Genomic DNA, 22558 nt, shown 5'->3' with positions numbered 1-22558 from the left:
CGGGTGGTATGCTTTTGTAACCGAGTTAAATATAGTGACTATCAAATGAACGCACAAGAAGGCACTTTTTCCACACTGGGGCACACGGATGTGACTATTGGCGACGCCGCCGCGCAAGGAGCGGAGCTGGAACGGCGCATGCGTGACGAGGGCGGCCATGCGGGCGTGGCCGCTTCCTGCCGCCCGATCACGGATATCCTGACCCGCGTGGGCGACAAATGGAGCGTGATGGTGGTGATATTGCTGGGTAATGGCACCAAGCGCTTCAATGAGATGCGCCGCCTGATCGGCGGCATCTCGCAGCGCATGCTGACCCTGACCCTGCGCGGGCTGGAACGCGATGGCCTGGTGACGCGCACCGTATTTCCCACCGTGCCGCCGCGCGTCGATTACGCCCTGACGGACCTGGGCCGCTCGCTGTTGATCCCCATCAGCGCGCTGGGCGCCTGGGCCCATGGCCACCGCGACGCCATCGATGCGGCGCGGCTGGCGTTCGATGCGAGGGCGGCGAACCAGTCGCCAGCGGCGGAGTAGGCATGGCGCTGCAAACCATTTGGCGAGAAAGTGAAACAATGCCCCAGATACAATTATTCTACCCCCGCAAGGAAGCCGTGGATCTTGCCTTGCTGCTGGCCGTGTGCGATGAGTTGAGCCAGGAGTGGAAAGACCATGCGCTGGGCGTGGAGCCGATGCCCGTGTATGGTGACAATAAATCGCTGGCGGAGCGCTTGCGCGCCAATCCGCACTACGCCTGCAGTTTTGACGTCGCTTGCCGGCTGCTCAGCAGCCAGCGCAATACGCGGCAAACCTCCCGCGCACTGTTCGACCATGTTGACAATGCGCAATGGTTTGAGCGCGTCAAGGCGCCGCATGGTTTGGGTGGCAGAAACGTGGATTGCGTGGAATTTACCGCGCCATGCCTGGCGTACTGGCATGGCTTGCCGGATGCCGCGCGCGCGCAGCTGGCGCTGCAGGCGCAGCAGCTGATCTGCGCCGACGTCGAGCTGGGCACCGGGGAGGACGTGGCGGTGGTCACCATGCAGTGGTCCGATCCGCAGGCGATTGCCGCGCTCGCCAACACGGTCGAGGTACCGGCAGGCGGCACGCTGGACCGGCGCCAGCTGCTGCAATTGCTGGTCGCCGATATCGGCCAGACCCCGTTCCAGCCGCGGTATCGCCGGCAGAATATCGGTGCCCCGGTCACGGGCTGGGACCGGCGCCTGCTCGCGTATTTCTGGCCGCATAAGTCGGTGGGCTATGCCGGCACGGCGCAGAAGACAAAGCCCTTGATTGCGGCGGCCGCGCAGTTGGCCCTTTGCCTGGAGGACGGGCGCGACTGGGACGGTCAGCAGCAAGGCGAGGCTGTCGATTTGGCGGAGGCGATTTTCAGCTGGGGAGGCGTGCCGCAAAAACACGGCACGGTGACGCCGGCCAATGTCGCAGCCGTGTTCCGCGCCGCGCTGGCCGCGGATGGCAAGGCTGCCGCGCTGATGAACAGCGGCTGGACCAAGGTGGCGGCTTTTGCCACCGCCCACCGCGATCACGCCCGGGCGGCTGGCTGCGCGCAAGTCATCTGGGATAGCCGGGTCGCGACCTCGCTGATTTCGCGTCTCGACCATCTATTGTCGGCCAACGGGCAGTCCGCGCCCGGCAGTCTGTTTCCCGGCATCGGCACCGTTGCCGGACGCGGCGGCAGCCGTCCGCGCCCGCTTCGGCTGCGCTGGCCCGACGGTTACCGCAAATGGAGCGCGCAAGTGGCCGGCAGTGCGCTGGTCCGCGACATTTGCGGCTTGCTCAATGCCGGCAACCATCCGGCGATGCCCTTGCCAGAGGGCGGCACGGGGCCGTGGACCATGCGCGGCGTTGAAATGGTGCTGTTCATGGATGGTTATTGAGCGTCACCCGCGCCCGTCAGCTGCGCCATCGTCTGGCGCAGCTGACGGTTCGACGCACGACGGATCTGCCTGACTAGAGTCCGGCCGCATCGCTCCGGTAGCGCGCCGGCGGCAGTTCGAACTGGGTCTTGAAGAAGCGGGTGAACGCGCTTTGCGAGGAAAAGCCCAGGCGCTCGCTGATTTCCACCACGCTCAGGCTCGTTTCGCGCAGCAAACGGCGCGATTCGCGGCTCTTGGCGCGCAGTTCCAGCGCGCGGAACGACGTTTTCTCCTGCTGCAGCTGGCGCTGCAGGGTCCAGCGGTTCATCGCCAGGCCGTCGCACAGGGCCGGCAGCAGCGCGGCGCCATCGGCGTCGGCTTGCTGGCCCAGCAAATCGATGATGGCTTGCTCCACGCGGGCCGAAAACAGCTGCGCGCCCTGCAACTGCTGCAATTGTCCCTGCGCGTGCCGCAGCGCGTGCGGCGCCAGCATGGCGTTGAACTGGGCGAAAGGCCGGTCCAGCGCGGGCGCGTCAAACGTCAGCGTGTTGCGCGCCTGGCCGAAGGTGGCGGCGGCGCCGAAGCACTCGCCAATGGCTGGCGCGAACCACGGCGCCTTGCCCTGGAAACCGGCATGGAAGGCCGTGGCTGCGCCATCGTCGTAGGCGCGCGCCACCAGCGACAGCATGCGGAAATTGGCCAGCGCCTGCATGGCGCCCCCCAGCGGGCAAAACTCGGACAGGTATTCGATCTCGATGCGCGTCCCATTCTCACTCATCAGCATGAAGTCGAATTCGCCGATCAGGCCCCGCAAGTGCAGCAGCTCGTGCAGGGCGCTGCGCAGGGTGGGGCGGTTGAAGCAGACGTGGGCGATGCCCGAGTAATGGGCGAACCAGTGCGTCACGTCGAGGTCGAGCAAGCCGCGGTGCTGCGGCAGCTGCTGGGCGTAGGCCGTCATGCGGCGGTGCCGCTCGGCGTTGATGCGTCCGCCCGGCTCCTCGAGCTGCGCCGGCGTGATGCCCGTCTGCCGGAAAAAGTCGGCGGGGTCGTGCCCATCGGCTTGCATGGCGCGCGCGCATTGCTGCGCGATCCGGTTCGAAACCGTGCGCGTATCGGGTTTGTGCAAGGGTATCTCCTGCTTGTTGTAGTAATTTTTCACAAATATTAGCACTTTGTAGGAGATTGTTGGTTGTCGTGCCGTCTAACCAAAAATTGTTCTCGCGGGTATAAAACGCGTGCTGTGCGGTCAAGAAACTCACGCATTCTCACGCTATATTGATTTCGGGCTGGCCCTGATGCCACCCGGATACCTACAAAAACAGTCTTGGAGATAATGATGAATTGCACTATGAAACCGATGGCCCGCATGGTCGCCGGCTGTGTCGCCACGCTTGCCCTGGCCGCCTGCGGCAACGACACCGTCAGCGAGGAATACACGCAGCCCGTGTTCGGCGCCACCACCTATAGCCAGCTCAAGGTCGACGGCTATACCTTCAAGGACATGAACCGCAACGGCAAGATCGACCCGTACGAAGACTGGCGCCTGTCCGCCGAGGCGCGCGCCGACGATTTGCTGTCGCGCATGAGCCTCGACGAGAAGGCCGGCCTGATGATGCACGGCACGGCGCCCACCGTGTCCGACCCTTCCGGCATCGGCCTCGGCGGCGCGTATGACTTGACGGCACTGCAAGACCTGATCGTCAAGCAGTACGTCAATACCTTCATCACGCGCATGGCGGGCGATACGGCCAACATGGCGTCGCAGTACAACAAGGTGCAGGAAATCAGCGAAACGTCGCGCCACGGCATTCCCGTGTCCATCAGCACGGACCCGCGCCACCATTTCCAGTACACGGTGGGCGCCAGCGCCGGCACCAAGGGATTTTCCCAGTGGCCGGAAACCCTGGGCCTGGCCGCCATTGGCGACGATGCGCTGGTGCGCCGCTTCGGCGACATCGCGCGCCAGGAATACCTGGCCGTCGGCATCACGCAAGCGCTGTCGCCGCAGGCGGACCTTGCCACCGAGCCGCGCTGGTCGCGCATCAACGGCACCTTCGGCGAAGATGCGGATCTGGCCAAGCGCATGGTGCAGCACTATATCGAAGGCTTCCAGGACGGCAATACGGGCTTGCACGACGGCAGCGTGGTGGCCGTCGTCAAGCACTGGGTCGGCTACGGCGCCACGAAAGAGGGTTTCGACGGCCACAATTACTATGGCCGCTACATGACTTATCCGGGCAACAACTTCGCCTACCACGTGAAGCCGTTCGAGGGCGCCTTCACGGCCAAGGCGGCCTCCGTCATGCCTACCTACGCGTTGCCGGATGGCAATATCACCATCGACGGCATCACCCTGGAGCAGGTGGCGGCCGGTTTCAGCAAGACCATGCTGACGGACTTGCTGCGAGGTAAATACGGCTTCGAAGGCGTGATCCTGTCCGACTGGGGCATCACTTCCGACTGCGACGCCAACTGCCGCAACGGCACGCCGGCCGGAGTGGCGCCTTCCTTCATCGGCTTCGGCACGCCGTGGGGCATGGAAAACGCCACCAAGGCCGAGCGCTACGTGAAAGCCGTCACGGCCGGAATGGACCAGTTTGGCGGCGTGACGGAAGCGCCCTACCTGACGCAAGCCGTGCAGCGGGGCCAGTTGACGGAAGCGCGCATCAACGCGTCGGCGCGGCGCATCCTGATCCAGAAATTCAAGCAAGGCCTGTTCGAACACCCATTCGTCGATGCGGCCAAGGCGGCGACCACGGTGGGCAAGGCGGACTTCATCGAGGCGGGCCTGGAAGCCCAGCGCCGCTCGCTGGTCTTGCTGGAAAACAAGGACAAGGTCTTGCCGCTGGCGGCCACCGTCAAGAAGGTTTACCTGTATGGCATCGATGCGGCCGTGGCGAAGCAGTATGGCTACACGGTGGTCGCCACGCCGCAGGAAGCGGACGTGGCCCTGCTGCGCGTGGCCGCGCCGTATGAAATCCTGCACCCGAACTACATCTTCGGCAGCATGCAGCACGAAGGGCGTTTGAACTATGTCGATGGCGACGCCGACTACGAAGCCATCAAGAACGCGGCGAAATACGCGCCGAAGACGGTGGTGACGGTCTACCTGGACCGCCCGGCCATCCTCGGCAACGTGCAGGACAAGGCCAGCGCCATCCTCGCCAACTTTGGCGTCAGCGACGGCGCGCTGTTCGATGTCTTGACGGGCAAGGCCAAGCCGCAAGGCAAGCTGCCGTTCGAACTGCCATCGTCGATGGCCGAAGTGCAGGTGCAGAAATCGGACGTGCCATATGACACGGCCCATCCGCTGTACAAGTTCGGTTACGGCCTGGCGTACTGATAACGCCCCTGTCGTCAGCGCAAGGTAATCCAGCTGCGCTCCTGCACGGAGCGCAGCGCGGCGGCTATCAGCCGGTCCACCTCGTAGCCGTCGCGGAAGGTGGGCCAGACCGGCTGGCCGCCGGCGATCGCCTGCAGAAAATCGCGCGCCTCGATGACGATTTGCTCGTTGTAGCCCGTGCCGTGTCCGGCTCCCTGGCTGAACGCCAGGTAGTCGGGGTGGGCGGGTCCCAGCAGCAGGCGCTGGAAACCCTGGCGTTGCGCGGGGCGGCTGGCGTCGTACAGCCACAGCTCATTCTGTTTTTCCTGATCAAACGCAATGGCGCCTTTCGTCCCCGTGATACGGTAGGTGTAGCCCATCTTGCGCCCGGCCGCCACGCGGCTGAAGGTCAGCGCGCCCAGCGCGCCGCTGGCAAAGCGCAGCATCAGATTCCCCTGGTCGTCGTTGTCCACCGCTTCCATGCCGTGCGGGCCGTCGCGCCGCGCATGCACGGTATTCATGTCGGCCACCAGCGAGTCGACGGGGCCGCCCAGGCGCAGGGCCAGATTGAGCAGGTGCGAACCCACGTCGGCCAGCGCGCCGGCACGCGTTGCCGTGGCCTCCCGCGTGCGCCACGAGGCGGGCGCGCGCGGGTCGTGCAGGTAGTCTTCCACGTGCTCGGCGGCGACGTGGATGATGTCGCCGATTTCGCCCGATTCGATGATCTGTCGCGCCAGCTGGCTGGCGGGCGTGCGGATGTAGTTGTAGCCGACCATGTTGGCCACGCCCGCGCTTTCCGCCGCCTGCGCCAGCAGCAAGGATTCGGCGGCCGTCATGCCCAGCGGCTTTTCGCAAAACACGGGTTTGCCCAGGGCCAGCGCCGCCAGCACGATGTCCTTGTGCGTGACGGGCGGCGTGGCGACGACGATGGCGTCGATGGCGGGATCATTGACCAGCGCGCGCCAGTCGCCGGTGGACCTGTTCCAGCCCAGTTCCTGCGCGCTGCGGGCCGCGCCTTCCTCGCTGCTGGTGGCGATGCAGGCGCAGACGGGGTTGCGGGCCGTGGGAAAGATGCTGCGCACGGTCTTGTAGGCGATGGTGTGGGCCTTGCCCATGTAGCCGGCGCCGATCAGGCCGATGTGGATGTCTTGCATAGGGAGTCTCCGAGACGCGTAGGGGGTTCAGGCTTGCTGGCGCCAGGCGTGGCTGTCCAGGGCGTCGAGGAAGCGGGCCGCGGGCCAGTCCTGCGCCAGCGCTGCGCGCATGAGCTGCTGCTGCGTTGGCGGCGCCATGCCGTCGATGGGCTGGTCGCGGTCCAGGTTACTGGGAAAGGCATAGCCTTCGGCACAGGCGGCGATCGCGTGGCCGACGCCAGCGTCATCCAGGGCGCCCTGCGCGCGCAGCGCCTGCAGCGCGGGGTATAGCGCGGCGCTCATGGCGCGGCGGTCCAGCGTTTCCATGGCGCGCCCGAACGGCGACGACACTTGCAGCAGGTTGGCCATGCGGCGGATGTCGGGCGAGCGGTTATGCCCGGCCGCGTGGAACAGGGCCGGGTTGAAGAACACGGCGTCGCCCTTCGACAGCGGCAGCTGCACGCAATGCCGGGCGAAATAGTCGCGGAACGGCCGCTGCTGCCAGGCGAGAAAACCGGCCCGGTAGCGCTGCGAATAAGGCAGGTACAGGGTGGGACCGGATTCCAGCGGCATGTCGCAATGGGCGACGGCGCCCTGCAAGGTCAAGAGGGCAGACATCTGGTGCACGGGCGCGGGATAGGCGGCGCAGGCGGCGGCGCTCTGGAAGCCCAGGTGATAGTCGCGGTGCGGCGCCTGGGCGGCCCCGCCGGGATTGACGACGTTTACTTGCGCCGTCATCTGGTAGGCGGGCCCCAGCCAGGCCTCGGATATCCAGGAGAAGACGGGATTGGCGTAGTAGCGCGCGAATGTTACGGGTGCGCGCAGGCAAAGCTTTTGCTGGGCGTTCCAGATGCGGTCATTCGCACCCGGCCTGGCGAAATGGTCGCCGCCCGCCTGTCCGCTGGCATGCTGCCCGGCGATCAGGTCGCGGAACACGCGATTCGCCTGTTCCAGCGTTTCCATGTCGGTGACGGCCCGTTTGAGCACTATGACGCCGGGACCATCCATCAGCGCCTTGCCCCATTCGGCCTGCAGCGCGCGCAGCGAGGCCGGATTGGCAGCCAGTTCGCGCACCGCATCGCAGTCGTAGACGAGGATATTTTCCGGCACCGCGGCGGCGTGCGGATAGTCGGCTAGCGCCGTGCTGCGGCTGACGGTGTCGATGAAGTCTTGCAGATCGCAGCTTTCCGGCGTCAGCCAATACGGGACGGGCGGCTGGGCGCCGGCGTTGGTGGTGTGCATGCGGTGTCTCCTGATTATTTAAGTTGTAGAATCAGTATAGGGATGAAAATCCGCATTTTTCATCAGAAAATCTATCAAAAAACCATCAATCCGAAATGGAGAGCACGTGACGCATCCTTTCCCCGTCAAGGTTGTGGCGCTGCAGGCCGGCGTCAGCGTGGCCACGGTCGACCGCGTGATCAAGCAGCGCGGCGGCGTGCACGCCAATACGGTGCGCCGCGTGATGCAGGCGCTCGACGAGCTGGCGCGGCAAAGTACGCAGGTGGGCCTGTCCGGCAGAAAATTCATGCTCGACGTGCTGATGGTGGCGCCGCGCCGCTTTACGGATGCCGTGCGCGCCGCGCTGGAGGCGGAGCTGCCATCGCTGCATCCGGCCGTGCTGCGTTCGCGCTTTCACCTGCATGAAACCCTGGAAGTGGACGGCATCGTCGACCTGCTGGAGCGCATCCGCAGGAACGGCAGCCACGGTGTGCTGCTCAAGGCGCCCGACTTGCCGCCAGTGGCCGAGGCGGTGAACCGGCTGGCGGCGGCCGGCATCCCCGTGGTGACCCTGGTGACGGACTTGCCGGCTTCCGCGCGCCGCAGCTATGTGGGCATGGATAACCGGGCGGCGGGCGAGACGGCCGCTTACCTGGTCGGCCAGTGGCTGGGCAGCGTGAGAAAAAAACAGCAGGTGCTGGTGACCCTGAGCAGCAACCGCTTTCATGGCGAGGAAGAGCGCGAGATCGGCTTTCGCCGCGCGCTGCGCGAACGGCATCGGCACTTGAGCGTCGTCGAAGTGAGCGAAGGCCACGGCATCGACGGCGCCACAGGCGCGCTGGTGCGGCAGGCGCTGGCCGACCATCCGGGCATCGCCGCCGTGTATTCCATCGGCGGCGGGAATGCCGCCATCGTGCAGGCGTTCGCCAAAGCAGGCCGGCCCTGCCAGGTCTTCATCGGCCATGACCTTGACGCGGACAACCTGGCGCTGCTCAAGGCGGGCGCCATCCACGCCGTGCTGCACCACGACCTGGGCCAGGACATGCGCCGCGCCTGCCAGGAAATCCTGCGTGCGCAGGGCGCGCTGCCGGCATTGGCGCAGCCGGCCTGCCTGTCCGCCATCCAGATCGTCACGCCGTGGAACCTGCCCGCCCTGAATGGCCTGAATTGACAGGCATGCGAGGCTGGCCGATACTCGTCGCTTCGCTCATCGCTCACCCTTGAAGGAAACCCCCGATGTCCGTCATCCCGAAATTGCATCAAACCGTGCTTGCCGCCTTGCTCTCCACCGCGTTTGTCATGCCGGCCATGGCAAACGCCACCCCATCGGCCTGGGTCGAGGCCAGCAACCGCAACGCGGCCATCGTGCTGGCGGCGCAGGCGCAGTTCTCGCCTGAAAACGCTTCCGACACGGGCCTGGCGCAGTACGACGGCCTGGCCGCCGACCTGGGGCCCAATATCGTCGAACGCCAGGTGGCGGCCATGCGACAGGCGCGCGCGCAATTGCAGCACAAGCTGGCGGCGGAAAAGGATGAGCGTATCCGCCAGGATATGCAAATCCTGACGCAGGCCGTCGACCAGGAAATCGCCGGCGCCCAGCTGGAAGCCAAATACACCCTGCCGTGGGTTGATGTGCCGCAAATGGTCTTTGGCAGCATGCAAAGCCTGCTGCAGGAACAGCGCCCGGCCGCGCGCCGCGCCAAGGCGCTGGAACGCCTGCAGCGCTATGTCGGGCAATACCCTGGCAGCACGCCGATCACGCAGCAGGCGAAGGCCCGCTTCACGGAGCAAATCGGCAAGCCTGGCCTGGCGGGACCCGTGCGCCTGCAGGTGGAGCAGTCGCTGGAAAACGTGCCGACGTATGTCGCCGGCATCCGCAAGCTGTTCGCCGACATGCAGATCGCGGGCGCGGAGAGCGCGCTGGCGGCCATGGAACAGCAGCTGACCGAGTATGCGGCGTGGGAAAAGCAGGTGGTGCTGCCCCTGTCGCGCACGGATTTCCGCATGGCGCCCGAGCTGTATGCGTTTCGCCTGAAGCAGGTGGGCATCGACATCGAGCCGCGCGCGCTGGTCGAACGGGCGCAGGTAGCTTACCTGGAAACGCGCGCCGCCATGCAGGCGCTGGCGCCCGTGGTGGCGGAGAGAATGTCGCTGAAAGGTGTCGACGGCAGCGATTACCGCCAGGTGCTGCGCGCGCTGAAAAGCGCGTCGATTCCCAACGAGCAGCTCGAAGCGCATTACAAGGGCGTCAATACGCAGCTTGAAGAACGCATCGCCCGGCAGCGCGTGGTCGATATTCCTGCGCGCGCCATGACCATGCGCCTGGCGTCCGCCGCCGAATCGGCGGCCCAGCCGGCGCCGCATATGCGTCCGCCTCCGCTGATCGGCAATACGGGAGAGCACGGCCAGTTCGTCCTCCCCGTCAGCAATCCGGCCGCCAGCGGCAAGGGCGAGGCGTATGACGATTTCAATTTCGCTGGCGCCGCCTGGACCCTGAGCGCGCACGAGGGCCGCCCTGGCCACGAGCTGCAGTTCAGCGCCATGGTGGAGCGGGGCGTGTCGCAGGCGCGCAGCCTGTACGCGTTCAACAGCGTCAACGTGGAAGGCTGGGCGCTGTACGCGGAAGCGGAGATGATTCCCTACGAACCGGCCGAAGGCCAGTTCATCGCGCTGCAGTTCCGCATGCTGCGCGCGGCGCGCGCCATGCTCGACCCGATGCTGAACCTGGGGCAGGTCACGCGCGAAGAGGCTGGCCGCATCCTGACGGACGAGGTGATGCTGTCGAAACCGATGGCGCGCCAGGAACTGGACCGCTACACCTTCAATATGCCGGGCCAGGCGGGCAGCTATTTCTATGGCTACACGCGCATCCTGCAGCTGCGCGCGGAAACGGAGCTGGCGCTGGGAGACAGATTCGACCGCCTGGCCTTCAACAACTTCCTGCTGGGCCAAGGCTTGCTGCCGCCGGACTTGCTGGCCAGGGCCGTGCGCGAACACTTCATCCCCGCACAGAGAAAAGCCAGGGGCTGACGGCGGTCTCCTGCGCATGCCATACTGGCGCCCTTGAATGAAAACGTGAGAGTGGCAGGCATGTGGCGTGGGATCGTATGTGGTGTGCTGGCCGGCGCCTTTTGGGGCGCCGTTTTCATTGTGCCCGTCTTGCTGCCGGACTTTTCCCCGGTCGAGCTGATGGTGGGGCGCTACATCTGCTATGGCGCGCTGGCGGCCGGCCTGATGCTGCCGCGCCTCTTGCCCCTGCTGCGGCGCTTGCGGCGCAGCGACTGGCTGGCGATGCTGCGCCAGGCGCTGGCCGGCAATGTCGTGTATTACCTGCTGCTGGCCTACGGCGTCAAACTGGCCGGCGTGGCGCCCACTTCCCTGATCATCGGCTTGCTGCCCCTGAGCGTCACCATCCTGGGCCGCAAGGACCACGGCGCGCTGCCGCTGCGCCAGCTGGCCTGGCCGCTGCTGGTGGTAGCGCTGGGCATCGCCTGTATCAATGTCGATATCTTCAGCCATGCAGGCGGCGCGGGCGGCGCCGGTCTGGCGCACAAGCTGGCCGGCGTGCTGTGCGCCGTTGGCGCGCTCGCCTGCTGGACCTGGTATGCGCTCGACAATGCCCGTTTCCTCAAGCGCCACGCGCATTTCAGTTCCGTGGAATGGGCCATGCTGTATGGCCTGGCCAGCGGCGTCATCGCCCTGGCCGTTGGCGCCGCGATGCTGGCGCTGCAGCAGGCAGGCGGCGCCGACGACGCGCCGGCGCGCGACTGGCACCGCTACTGGATCGTGTGTTTGCTGCTGGCGCTGGGCGCTTCCGTGATCGGCAATTACCTGTGGAATCTGGCGTCGCGCCTGGTGCCGGTCACCTTGTCGGGCCAGCTGATCCTGTCGGAGACCCTGTTCGCGCTGCTGTACGGCTTCGTCTACGCGCAGCGCATGCCGCGGCCCCTGGAATGGGCCGCCATGGTCTTGCTGACGGCGGGCGTGCTGTGGTCCGTGCGGCGGCATGCGCAGGAGGAGGGAGCAGGGCAGGAGGCAGGACGGACGTAGCGAAAAATACATCGTTGCCGGCCTGCCGTTTGCAGTGGGCGGGCCGTATAATTACGCTAATTTTCCGCCCACCCAGGGAGTTCCGCTTGCAGCTACCGATCCGTTATCCGAACATGCCGCAACTGCTGCTGAAGGCCCGCGACAGCCTGCTCCAGCATTTCCGCCCCATCCTCAATCACTTCGGCGTGACGGAGCAGCAGTGGCGCATCATGCGCGCGCTGAACGAAAGCCCGACCCTGGAACCGCGCGAACTGTGCGAGATCTGCCAGATTTCCAGCCCCAGCATGAGCGGCATCCTGGCGCGCATGGAAGAAATCGGCTTGATCGGGCGCAGCAAGTTCGAAGGCGACCAGCGCCGCCGCAAGGTGCACCTGTCGGAAGCGGGCGCCAGCCTGCTGCTGCAGATGGGCAAGCTGATCGACCTGCAATATGAACACCTGGAAGCGGCCTACGGCAAGCAAGTGTTCGAAGACATGCGCCGCACCCTGGAAGCCTTCATTGCCCTCGAAACCCTGCCGGTGGCGCCCGCCATCCTGCGCTGACCATCCCGCTTTTTCATCGTTTTTCCACCTGCCTGATTAGCCACCGGGCGCGTGTTTTTCGACACGCGCCGCCGCTGCTTTCCCCATGCCTGTTCCGCGTATTTCCGCATCCTGCCGGGCGTGCGCCCGCATACCTGCCGGTTTTGCTATAAGACACAAGAAAGTTTTGCTATAAGACTACGCCTTACAGTCAATCACTTACATGTGAGTAAATAAGCGTATAATTTGCTCCACTTGATCCAAATCAAGAAGAAAAGCGGACGCCCCACGCGCTGTATGGGGCCGCAACGCGGCGCCACAGCCGGTATGTCGCCATCACGGCGGTAATGCCGGCCGGGCGTACTATAAAACAGGAAAGTCAGGAAAAAATGAACACTACATGCATGCGCGCTGCGGCGCTGGCCGTCTCCACGCTCATCGGCGCAAACGTTTGCGCCCAAAGCAATGTCAGCATTTACGGCGTGGTCGACGCGGCCATGGCGTACACCAGCAACCAGGGCGGCAATTCGAACACCTACATGCGCAGCGGCAACTTGTCCGCCAGCAAGATCGGTTTCCAGGGCGTGGAAGACCTGGGCGGCGACCTGAAGGCGCTGTTCCTGCTGGAAAACGGCTTTGAAAGCGACACGGGCGCGCAAAGTTCGGCCAGCTCCCTGTTCAACCGTCAGGCTTACGTGGGCTTGCAATCGGCAGCCTACGGTAGCGTGACGGCCGGCCGCCAGTACACGCCGTACTACCTGCTGGTGGGCTCGCTGGCGTCGAGCAACGTGTTGACGGGCGCCACCGGCGCCCACCCGGGCGATATCGACGGCCTCGATACGACCGTGCGCATCAGCAATTCCGTCACCTACAGCATGCCGGCCTGGCGCGGCCTGCAGGCCAGCGCGCAGTACGGCTTTGGCGAAGCGGCAGACGGCAATGCCGTGGGCAGCAGCTTCAGCGCCGCCGTCAAGTACAGCACCTCGCCAGCCGAATTCGCGCTCGGCTACCTGAAACTGAAAAACGGCCAGAACAATGCCAGCGCCATGGCCATGAGCACCCAGGGCGGCTGGAACAGCAATGCTTCGGGCAGCTTCGGCATTTCCGCCATCAACCAGGGCTATGCCTCGGCTGAAAGCGTGCAATTCATCGCCGCCAGCACGCGCTACACCATGGGCAAGTGGATGGTGGGCGCCAACGCCAGCAACGTGCAATACGAGGCGGGCAGCCGCTCGGCCTTCCGCGACACGGCCATCTTCAACACGGCCGGCCTGATTTCCAGCTACCAGTTGACGCCGCAGTGGTTCCTGGCCGCCGGCTACAGCGACACCTTCGCCAGCCACGCCAACGGCATCGCCGACCGCGCGCGCTACCGCCAACTGTCGTTCGAACAGACGTATGCGCTGTCGAAGCGCACCGCGATCTACCTGATCGAGGCGCGCCAGCTGGCGCGCGGCCAGACCCTGGGCCAGGACGGCGCCATCGTCAACGCCGTCGCCTCGGTCGGCGATTCGCAAAACGGCACGCCATCGTCGACCGGCGGCCAGACGGTGGTCATGGTCGGTCTCAAGCATTCTTTCTGAACGGTTGCTGAACTCACGGGAGCTTCAAGTGGACGCTACACATCACAAGGAGGGCCGCGGCCCTCTCAATCCCGGCCGCCGCATGGTGCTGGCCGGCTTGCTGTCGGCTTCGGCCGCGGCGCTGATTCCCTGGGCGCTGGCCGAACCGGTCGCCAATGCGGAGCAGGGCGCCTTCCTGGGCGTGTCGGCCATGCTGGTGGGGCGGCAAGTGCTCGACCCCGTGCTGGCCAGGCGCCTGTATGACGCGCTGGTGGCGCAGGATACGGCCTTCCCGGCGAAGGTGCGCGCGCTGCTGGCGCTGATCAATGCACAGGGCTTGCAGGCGGCCGGCCTGCAGGAAGCGCTCGACGGGCTCGACCCGGCCCAGTCGCCGCTGGCCGCCTTGCCGCGCCAGATCGCCAGCGCCTGGTACCTGGGCATCGTCGGCACGGGCGAGGCGGCCGTCTGCGTCGCCTACGAGCAGGCGTTGAACGCGGCCGTCGTGGCCGACGTGCTGAAACCTCCCACGTATTCCTACGGCGCCTACGGCAGCTGGGCCAGAAAACCAATTTAAGGAGCCATCATGGCTGAAGAACTCTCCGCCGATTACCTCGTGATCGGTTCCGGCATCATCGGCTCCCTGGCTGCGCGCAAGCTCGCGCTGGCCGGCGCCTCGGTGCTGATCCTGGAAGCGGGACCGCGCGTGTCGCGCGGCGAAATCGTCGCCCGTTTCCGCAACACGACGCGCCGCAGCGACTGGATGTCGCCGTATCCGTCCGTCGCCACGGCGCCGCACCCGATCTACCAGCCGACCGATAACGGCTACCTGGTGCAGGCCGGCCCGTATCCGTACCCGGCCGAATATATCCGCCAGTTCGGCGGCACGTCGTGGCACTGGGCCGCGCAGGCGTGGCGCAATGTGCCGAACGATTTCCGCATCCATACCCTGTATGGCGTGGGCGTCGACTGGCCGATCAGCTACGAAGACCTGGAGCCGTTTTACCAGGAAGCGGAAGAGATCATGGGCGTCTCGGGCGCCGAGAACACGGGTTCGCCGCGCAAGCAGGCGTTCCCGATGGCCCCCGTGACGGAGCCGTACGCCATGCGCCGCATCCGCGAGCGCCTCGACCCTGCGTTCAAGGTCGTCGGCAACACGGTGGCGCGCAACAGCGTCAGCTACGATGGCCGCCCGGCCTGCTGCGGCAACAACAGCTGCCAGCCGATCTGCCCCATCGACGCGCAATACCACGGCGGCATCGCCGCGCAGCAGGCGGAAGACGCGGGCGTGAAGATCGTCTGCAACGCCAACGTCTACAAGCTGGAACACGACGCGCAGGGCCGCATCACGGCCGCGCTGTATTACGACGTCGACAAGAAAAGCCACCGGGTCACGGCCAAGACTTTTATCCTCGCCGCCAACGGCATCGAAAGCCCCCGCTTGCTGCTCGTTTCCGCCTCGGACAAATACCCGAACGGCCTGGCCAACAGCAGCGACATGGTGGGCCGCAACCTGATGGACCATCCGAGCACCTCGATCACCTTCGACGCCGATGAAGACTTGTGGCTGGGCCGGGGCCCGCAAAGCCCCAATTCCATCAACACCATGCGCGACGGCGACTTCCGCAGCGAGCACTCGCCGTACCGCCTGGATTTCACGAACATTTCTCGCGTCGACGGCGCCACCAGGGAATTGATCGGCAAGGGCGTGTTCGGCGAAGCATTCGAGCAGCAGCTGCGTTTCCGCTCGGCCCGCGAAATGAGCCTGAAAAACGTGCTGGAAGTGCTGCCGAACCCGGAAAACCGCATTGCCCTGAGCAGCGAAAAAGACGCCATGGGCATCCCCAAGCCGCAGGCGCACTATTCGATCGACGAGTACACGAAGCGGGGCCACGAGCGTTCGAAGCAGGATTTCGAACAGATCGCCAAGCTGATGGGCGGCACCAATCTGCGCCACAGCAAGGAAGGCGTGTTTGCCAACAACCAGCACATCTGCGGCACCCTGTCGATGGGTTCCGACCCCGCCAAGGCCGTGTGCGACCAGTGGGGCCGTACCTTCGACCACGCCAACCTGTTCCTGTGCAGTACCGGCGTGCTGCCCACGTCCGGCACCTGCAATTCGACGGAAAACGGCCTGGCCGTGGCACTGCGCACCGTCAAGCATATCCTCGACGAACAACAGGGAGGCACAGCATGATGGCGGCCTTCAGACTGACGGCGGGCGCCGTCTTGCTGTCCCTCGCGGCCATGCCCGTGCTGGCTGCCGACAAGGCCGTGCCCGATGCGGCGGCGATCGAACGTGGCCGCTACCTGGCCACGGCCGGCGACTGCATCGCCTGCCATAGCGTGCCTGGCGGCAAACCGATGGCGGGCGGGCTGTCCCTGGCGACGCCATTGGGCGCCATTGTTGCCACCAATATCACGCCGTCGACCACGCATGGCATCGGCAATTACACGCTCAAGCAGTTTTCCGACGCCGTGCGCCATGGCGTGCGGGCCGACGGCGCCAACCTGTACCCGGCCATGCCCTACACGGCCTACGCCAAGGTGACGGACGAGGACATGGCCGCCCTGTATGACTACTTCATGCACGGCGTGGCGGCCGTGGATGCGGCGCCGGCACAGACGACGGACTTGCCGTTCCCGTTCAACATCCGCCTGTCGATGGCGGGCTGGAACATGCTCTTCCTCGACAAGAAACCCTTCGTCGCCGATACGGCGAAAAGCATGGAGTGGAACCGGGGCGCCTACCTGGCGCAAGGCCTGGCCCACTGCACCACCTGCCACACGCCGCGCAATGCGCTGATGGCCGAGCAGCTGTCGAAGGAGCTGGGAGGCGCTGACCTGGGCACCTGGCATGCGCCGAACATCACGTCGGATATCAACAGCGGCGTGGGCGGCTGGAGCCAGCAGGAACTGGTCGATTACCTGCGCACGGGCCGCACCGCCAACAAGGCGCAGGCCGCGGGACCGATGGCCGAAGCCATCGACCATAGCCTGAAGCACCTGAGCGACGCGGACTTGCACGCCATCGCGCACTACGTCAAGAGCGTGCCGGCCATTCGCGACAAGGCCGACACGCAGTCGGTGACGCAATGGGGCAAGGCGGGCGACGAGCTGGCCAGCATCCGCGGCGTGCCGCTGCCGCAAAACCTGAACAAGATGTCGGGTGCGCAGTTGTACGATGCGCAGTGCGCCAGCTGCCACCAGGCCAGGGGCGAGGGCAGTTTCGACGGCAGCCTGCCGCCGCTGTTCCACAACTCGGTGACGGGCCGCAGCAACAGCAACAACCTGGTGATGGCGATACTCGACGGCGTGGAGCGGCAGGATGGCAGGGGTGCCCATGCAGGTCACCTGATGCCCGCCTTCCGCCAGACCCTGTCGGACGAGCAGATCGTCACCCTCGGCAATTACGTGCAGAAGATGTACGGCAATCCCGCCATCAAGGTGACGGCGGAGCAGGTGACGACCCTGCGCAACGGCGGCGCGCCGTCCAACCTGATCGGCCTGGCCCGCGCGGGCATCATCGTCGGCGTGCTGGTGTTGCTGGCATTGCTGCTGTGGTGGCGGGGACGCCGGCGCAAGCAGGCGTAGAAGCAGCCGCGAATAACAGGCGCTGAAGTACAGACGCTGAAGTACAGGCAGGGGCCAGGCTGAATAGTCTGGCCCCTTTTTTTACGTCTTGATGTTGCAACTGGTTTGCATCTGTGTAAATTATGTACTATCATTAGTTACATGAGACGCGACAGCAAACTATCATCGATCCTCCATGTGCTGCTGCACATGGCTCACGCGGGACGCCCGATGACGTCCGAGGAACTCTCCGCTTACCTGGACACCAATCCCGTGCTGGTGCGGCGCGTGATGGCCGGCTTGCGCGAACGGGGTTACGTGGCTTCGGTCAAGGGCCACGGCGGCGGCTGGCGCATCGTCTGCGACCTGCACCGCGTCACGCTGCACGACATTTACGTGGCCGTGGGTTCGCCCACTGTCTTCGCCATGGGCAACCGCGTCGATCAGCCGGGCTGCCTGGTCGAGCAGGTGGTCAACCAGTCGCTGGCCGGCGCCTTCGACGAAGCCGAGGCGCTGCTGATCCGGCGCTTTGGCGCCGTCACCCTGGCCGACCTGGCCGACCGTTTCAGCCAACAATACGCCATCCACAAAGGAGCACCGCATGCACATTCCTGAACCCCGAGGCGCAGACAGCGCCACGCCCGCCGCCCCGTTCGACGCCATCATCGTCGGCGGCAGCTACGCGGGCCTGTCCGCCGCCACGCAACTGGCGCGCGCCCGGCGCCGCGTGCTGGTGATCGACGGCGGCCAGCGCCGCAACCGCTACGCCAGCCATTCCCACGGTTTTTTGACCCAGGACGGCAGCGGGACGGCCGCCATCGCGGCCGAGGGCAAGGTGCAGCTGCTGGCGTATGCCACCGTCGCCTGGCTGGATGGCACGGCCGTGCAGGCCGCCGCCAGCCGCGATGGCGATGGCTTCGGCGTAACCCTGGCGGACGGCAGCGTCTTCCACGGCCGCCGCCTGATACTGGCCACCGGCGTGATCGACGAATTGCCGCCCATCGATGGCCTGGCCGAGCGCTGGGGCGGCAGCGTCTTCCACTGCCCGTATTGCCACGGCTATGAGCTGGAGCAGGGCGCCATCGGCGTGCTGGCCACCGGCCCCCTCTCCATGCACCATGCGCTGATGCTGCCCGACTGGGGCACGGTCACTTTTTTCCTGAACGGCGCGTTCGACCCCGATGGCGCGCAGCTGGAGCAGCTGGCCGCGCGCGGCGTCACGGTGGTGCGCGCGCCCGTGGCGCGGATCGCTGGCGTGGCCGACGTGGTCATGCACGATGGCAGCCGCCATGCGATGGCCGGCCTGTTCGTGGCGACCCGCACCCGCCTGGCCAGTTCCCTGGCCGGTGAGCTGGGCTGCGCGTTGGAAGAGGGGGCCATGGGGCCGTTCGTGCGCACCGACGAGCAAAAGGCCAGCAGCGTGCCTGGCGTATTTTGCTGCGGCGACGCGGGCCGCATGGCCGGCAGCGTGGCGTTCGCGGTGGCCGATGGCGCCATGGCTGGCGTGGCAGCGCACCGCTCGCTGATGTTCGGACTGGCCCCGGCGGCCTAATGCCGGGGCCGTGGTGCGTGCTGGCGCTCAGGCGGCAAAACCGCCATCGATCTTCAGTCCTGCGCCCGTGACGAACGCCGCTTCCGGGCTGGCCAGGTAGGCCACCATGCCGGCGATTTCATCGGCCGTGCCGTGGCGGGGCAGGGCCATCAGGCCGTGCATCAGGTCGGCGAAGTCGCCCGTCGGCGGGTTCATGTCCGTGGCGACGGGGCCCGGTTCCACGTTGTTGATGGTGATGCCGCGCGGACCCAGGTCGCGCGACAGGCCTTGCGTCAGGCCGCTCAGCGCCGATTTGCTCATGGCGTAGGCGGCCGCGCCGCCGAACGGCATGCGGTGCGCGTTCGTGCTGCCGATGTTGATGATGCGCCCGCCCGTCTGCATGTGCGCCACGGCTGCCTTGATGGCCACGAACACGGCGCGCACGTTGACGGCCACGGTCTTGTCGAAGTCTGCCAGCGAAAAGTCGTCGATGGCGCCAGGCAGGAACACGCCCGCGTTGTTGACGAGGATATCGACGCGGCCAAATTGCGCCGCCACCTTGTCGATGGCCGCCGTCAGGGCGGTGGCGTCAGCCGCATCGGCTTGCACGCCCAGGGCCTTGCCGCCGCTTGCCTCCACCGTGGCGGCCAGCGCCTGCGCTTCGGCGGCCGAGCTTTGATACGTGAAGACGACGTTGGCGCCCTGGCTGGCCAGGCGGCGCACGATGGCGGCGCCGATGCCGCGCGAGCCGCCCGTCACAAAAGCGATCTTGTCTTGCAGTGGCAGGGAGGTGGCGGTTTGGGTTTGCATGATGTGCTTTCTAAGTGAGGAATCGAGGAGTTCAGTATCTGCCTTTCATTCCTGCCGCGCTAGCCATGAATCGCTACAATCACTTTCAACCATTGGTATCAGCTGAGCGGGTAGAATAGGCGCATGGACGCCCTCAATCACTTGCAATCCTTCGTGCTGTCTGCCGAGCTGGGCAGCTTTTCCGCCGCCGCGCGCCGCCTGGGCCTGACGCCGGCCGCCGTCAGCAAGAATGTGGCGCGCCTGGAAGCGAGCCTGGGATTGCGGCTGTTCCAGCGCAGCACGCGGCGCCTGACCCTGACGGAAGGGGGTGAGCGTTTCCTGCAGCAGATAGGCGGCGCCCTGTCCACCCTGCGCGAAGCGATCGCCGGCGTGGCGGAAGAGGGCGGCCAGCCGGCCGGCATCCTGAAAATCAGCATGGCGCCGTCGTTCGGGCGCAGCTACGTGGTGCCACTGCTGGGCGACTTCATCGCGCGCCACCCGGGCGTGGTGCCCGACTGCCATTTCGACAACCGGCAAGTGGACTTGATCGGCGAAGGCTTCGATGTCGCCATCGGCGGCGGCATCGAACTGACGCCCGGCGTGGTGGCGCGCGAGCTGGGCCACGCCCACATCGTCGCCACGGCGTCGCCCGCCTTCATGCAGGGCAAGGCCATGCCCAGGCATCCGTCGGACCTGGCGCAATTCGATGGCGTGGCGCGCCGTTCTGCGGGCAGCGGCAGGCTGCGCAGCTGGATATTGCGCGACGGCGCGGGCGGCGAAGGCGTGGCCGAATGCCGGCCGCGCGCCATCTTCGACGACCCGGAAGCGATGGCGCAGGCAGCCATCCTGGGCGTCGGCGTGGCGCTGCTGCCCATGCCGCACGCGCTGACCCACTTGCGCAGCGGCGCGCTGGTACGCCTGCTGCCAGGCTGGCACGCCGATTCCGGCCCTTTGTCCGTGTACTATCCCAGCAAGAAGCTCTTGCCCGCGAAGACGCGCGTGTTCGTCGATTTCCTGCTGGAGCAGTTCCGCCAGCGCGATTTCGCCGCGCAGATGCGGCCCGATTAAACGATGAACAATTCCCATGCATAGTAATTACAGCCTGTTTTACACCTTCGACGGCGACCGGCCGGCCCGTTTCCGGGAAGCGCGCGTCTTCGGCACGACCGTCTGGACGGCCAGCGGCGCGGCCATGACCTGGGGCGAGGAGACGCGCAACGACTACGCCAGCGAAGCCGAAGCGCACGCCGTCTACCTGGCGCATGGCCGGGCCGCGCTGGCCGACGGCTACGTGCTGGCGCGCGAAAGCGTCATCGACCCGGCCGTATTCGATTTCGCGCTGCTGCAAACCCTGGTGGCAGACGCCGCGCGCCTGGCTGTCGAAGCCGCGCGCCGCGCGCATCCGGACCAGCACATCGACGCATTCGCCCTTGTGAGCGATGACGGCGCCATGACGATAGGCTGCATGGCGAACAGCCGCGAAGCGCTGGTCGCCTCGGAGTATGGCGAGGAAATGCTGTGGAACCCGGCCGAATGGGCGTTCGAGGAGGGCGGCGAGTATTTCGACAGCGCCTACCGTTTGCTGCTGCAGGCGCACCGCGACTTGCCGTTCGACGTGGACTTCGCCACCTTCCGCAGCGGCGTGTTCGACGCCTGCATCGCGGCGCTGGCGCAGCTCGACACGGAAGGCATATTCGGCACGGCCGCCCAGCGCGATGAGCGCGTGCTGTTGTTCGAGGTCAGCGACAGCGAGCCGGTGGCGGGCGCCATGGCGCGCCTGAATCCGCCGGCGGTGGTGGCGCGGTTCGAGGCGTGGATGGCCAGTTGGGTCGACTAGGTTCTACGCCGCCACCAGCCTGAGTCTCGTAATCTCCGCCGGCGCGCCGATGCGTTTCGGCGGCCCCCAGTAGCCCGTGCCGCGGCTCACATAGATCCACAGGCGGCCTTGCCGGTGCAGGCCCGCCACATACGGCTGCTGCAGCGGCACGAACAGGTTCCACGGCCAGAACTGGCCGCCGTGCGTGTGGCCGGACAATTGCAGGTCGTAGCCGGCCGCTTCCGCCTCGGGCGCGCTGCGCGGCTGGTGCGCCAGCAGGATGCGGGGGATGCCGGGCGGCGCGCCGGCGATGGCCGCTTGCGGGTCGCTTGCCTGGGCAGGGTCGAAGGCGGCCGCGTTGAAGTCGGTGACGCCGGCCAGCGCCAGGCGCGCGCCGTCGCGGTCGAGGACGACATGTTCATTCATCAGCACGCGCAAGCCCAGGCGGCGAAATTCCGCCACCCACGGCGCGGCGCCCGAATAGTATTCATGGTTGCCCGTGACGAGGAAGACGCCGTGGCGCGCGCACAGCTCGCCCAGCGGCGCCGTGTGGCTGCCCAGTTGCGCCACCGTGCCGTCGACCACGTCGCCCGTGATGGCGATGAGGTCCGCCTGCAAGCCGTTGGCACGCGCGACGATGGCCTGCACGTAGGCGCGCTTGATGGTGGCGCCCACGTGGATGTCGCTCAGTTGCACGATGGTGTAGCCCTGCAAGGCGGCCGGCAGGCCGGCGATGGGCACGTCGACCTCGCGCACGCGCGCCACCCGGCGGGCGTTGATGAAGCCGACGACGGTGGCCAGCAGCGCCAGGAGCAGCACAAGCACGGCGGATGCCTGCGCGTGCGGGCGGGTGGCAGGAATCAGCATCAGCAGTGCGCGCAGCGCGGTCAGCACGAACAGCGAGGAAAAAAAGCCCATGCACAGCGAACCGGCCCAGCTCAGACGGTCGGCCAGGCGCGCATCGTTGGTGACGGCGCGGGCGAAGATCGTCATCGGCATGAGCATGGTCGACGCCAGCAGGACCAGGCCGCCCAGCAGCCAGCCGGCCAGGCCGACGGGGAGCGACGGCAGCAGCAGCCAGCCCAGGAGGGCGTGCAGGGCGCCCAGTATCATGGTGATGCGCAGCAGCGGCGTGCGGGTTGTCATGTCATGCTTCCAGAGGTGAGGCG

The 22558-nt window shown here is 66.2% G+C and carries 20 protein-coding genes; 15 read left to right on the top strand and 5 right to left on the bottom strand.

Translation table 11 applies throughout. The annotated features are described in order from the left end of the window. The first annotated feature begins 138 nt into the window (after nt 1-138). Nucleotides 139-534 (top strand): helix-turn-helix domain-containing protein, encoded by a 396-nt coding sequence (locus O3299_RS08610; protein ID WP_251349211.1) that lies wholly within the window; start codon nt 139-141, stop codon nt 532-534. A 77-nt stretch (nt 535-611) separates the two neighbouring features. After that, nucleotides 612-1895, top strand: coding sequence for a hypothetical protein (locus O3299_RS08605; protein ID WP_305052182.1), 1284 nt, complete (start codon nt 612-614; stop codon nt 1893-1895). A gap of 73 nt (nt 1896-1968) precedes the next feature. On the opposite strand, the gene O3299_RS08600 is transcribed toward O3299_RS08605, so the two are convergent. Continuing rightward, nucleotides 1969-3000, bottom strand: a complete 1032-nt coding sequence (locus tag O3299_RS08600; protein WP_251348482.1) for an AraC family transcriptional regulator — start codon at nt 2998-3000, stop codon at nt 1969-1971. A gap of 222 nt (nt 3001-3222) precedes the next feature. Here O3299_RS08600 and O3299_RS08595 point away from each other — a divergent pair, with 222 nt between their 5' ends. Further along, nucleotides 3223-5217: a glycoside hydrolase family 3 protein gene (locus O3299_RS08595; RefSeq protein WP_305052181.1), complete on the top strand. Its 1995-nt coding sequence runs from the start codon at nt 3223-3225 to the stop codon at nt 5215-5217. Nucleotides 5218-5231: 14 nt separating this feature from the next. On the opposite strand, the gene O3299_RS08590 is transcribed toward O3299_RS08595, so the two are convergent. Then, complete coding sequence (locus O3299_RS08590) at nt 5232-6350, bottom strand: Gfo/Idh/MocA family protein (RefSeq protein WP_305062072.1); 1119 nt, start codon at nt 6348-6350, stop codon at nt 5232-5234. Between the two features lie 27 nt (nt 6351-6377). Further along, nucleotides 6378-7571, bottom strand: a complete 1194-nt coding sequence (locus O3299_RS08585) for a phytanoyl-CoA dioxygenase family protein (protein ID WP_305062071.1) — start codon at nt 7569-7571, stop codon at nt 6378-6380. Between the two features lie 106 nt (nt 7572-7677). On the opposite strand from O3299_RS08585, the gene O3299_RS08580 reads away from it, so the two are divergent. The 10 genes from O3299_RS08580 to O3299_RS08535 all read left to right on the top strand — a co-directional run bounded on the left by O3299_RS08580 (nt 7678) and on the right by O3299_RS08535 (nt 18805). Continuing rightward, the gene (locus O3299_RS08580; RefSeq protein ID WP_305062070.1) at nt 7678-8721 is read left to right on the top strand and encodes a LacI family DNA-binding transcriptional regulator; all 1044 of its coding nucleotides are present in this window, start codon (nt 7678-7680) and stop codon (nt 8719-8721) included. Nucleotides 8722-8786: 65 nt separating this feature from the next. After that, on the top strand, nt 8787-10580 hold the full coding sequence (locus tag O3299_RS08575; RefSeq protein ID WP_305062069.1) for a DUF885 domain-containing protein: 1794 nt from the start codon (nt 8787-8789) through the stop codon (nt 10578-10580). A gap of 60 nt (nt 10581-10640) precedes the next feature. Beyond that, entirely contained in the window at nt 10641-11600 is a 960-nt protein-coding gene (locus O3299_RS08570; RefSeq protein WP_305062068.1) for a DMT family transporter, read from the top strand. Between the two features lie 86 nt (nt 11601-11686). Further along, on the top strand, nt 11687-12142 hold the full coding sequence (gene hpaR / locus O3299_RS08565; RefSeq protein WP_251348489.1) for a homoprotocatechuate degradation operon regulator HpaR: 456 nt from the start codon (nt 11687-11689) through the stop codon (nt 12140-12142). Between the two features lie 368 nt (nt 12143-12510). Further along, nucleotides 12511-13704 carry a porin gene (locus O3299_RS08560; RefSeq protein WP_305062067.1) on the top strand — a complete coding sequence of 398 codons (1194 nt, stop codon included), beginning with the start codon at nt 12511-12513 and terminating at the stop codon, nt 13702-13704. A gap of 28 nt (nt 13705-13732) precedes the next feature. Then, a complete protein-coding gene (locus O3299_RS08555) occupies nt 13733-14257 on the top strand; it encodes a sorbitol dehydrogenase family protein (protein WP_251348491.1) in 525 nt (174 codons plus the stop codon). A gap of 9 nt (nt 14258-14266) precedes the next feature. Continuing rightward, complete coding sequence (locus O3299_RS08550) at nt 14267-15877, top strand: GMC family oxidoreductase (RefSeq protein ID WP_305062065.1); 1611 nt, start codon at nt 14267-14269, stop codon at nt 15875-15877. Further along, nucleotides 15874-17274, top strand: a complete 1401-nt coding sequence (locus O3299_RS08545; protein ID WP_305062064.1) for a cytochrome c — start codon at nt 15874-15876, stop codon at nt 17272-17274. Before O3299_RS08550 ends, O3299_RS08545 begins: the two co-directional genes overlap by 4 nt. 141 nt (nt 17275-17415) lie before the next feature. After that, nucleotides 17416-17868, top strand: a complete 453-nt coding sequence (locus O3299_RS08540) for an Rrf2 family transcriptional regulator (RefSeq protein WP_305052174.1) — start codon at nt 17416-17418, stop codon at nt 17866-17868. Next, nucleotides 17855-18805 carry an NAD(P)/FAD-dependent oxidoreductase gene (locus tag O3299_RS08535; protein ID WP_305062063.1) on the top strand — a complete coding sequence of 317 codons (951 nt, stop codon included), beginning with the start codon at nt 17855-17857 and terminating at the stop codon, nt 18803-18805. The genes O3299_RS08540 and O3299_RS08535 overlap by 14 nt, the downstream gene beginning before the upstream one ends. Before the next feature lie 27 nt (nt 18806-18832). On the opposite strand, the gene O3299_RS08530 is transcribed toward O3299_RS08535, so the two are convergent. Next, complete coding sequence (locus O3299_RS08530; protein ID WP_305062062.1) at nt 18833-19594, bottom strand: SDR family oxidoreductase; 762 nt, start codon at nt 19592-19594, stop codon at nt 18833-18835. A 123-nt stretch (nt 19595-19717) separates the two neighbouring features. Here O3299_RS08530 and O3299_RS08525 point away from each other — a divergent pair, with 123 nt between their 5' ends. After that, a complete protein-coding gene (locus tag O3299_RS08525) occupies nt 19718-20641 on the top strand; it encodes a LysR family transcriptional regulator (protein WP_305062061.1) in 924 nt (307 codons plus the stop codon). A 16-nt stretch (nt 20642-20657) separates the two neighbouring features. Then, nucleotides 20658-21410, top strand: a complete 753-nt coding sequence (locus tag O3299_RS08520) for a DUF4303 domain-containing protein (RefSeq protein ID WP_305062060.1) — start codon at nt 20658-20660, stop codon at nt 21408-21410. Between the two features lie 3 nt (nt 21411-21413). Here the strand turns inward: O3299_RS08520 and O3299_RS08515 are convergent, their stop codons facing one another. After that, a complete protein-coding gene (locus O3299_RS08515; RefSeq protein WP_305052169.1) occupies nt 21414-22535 on the bottom strand; it encodes a metallophosphoesterase in 1122 nt (373 codons plus the stop codon). Between the last annotated feature and the right edge of the window lie 23 nt (nt 22536-22558).

Origin of the sequence: Janthinobacterium sp. SUN176 (genome assembly GCF_030587335.1) — a bacterium.
Lineage (GTDB): Bacteria > Pseudomonadota > Gammaproteobacteria > Burkholderiales > Burkholderiaceae_D > Janthinobacterium > Janthinobacterium kumbetense.
The sequence above is the reverse complement of the archived record's forward strand: the minus strand, read 5'-3'. Positions and strand labels throughout refer to the sequence as shown.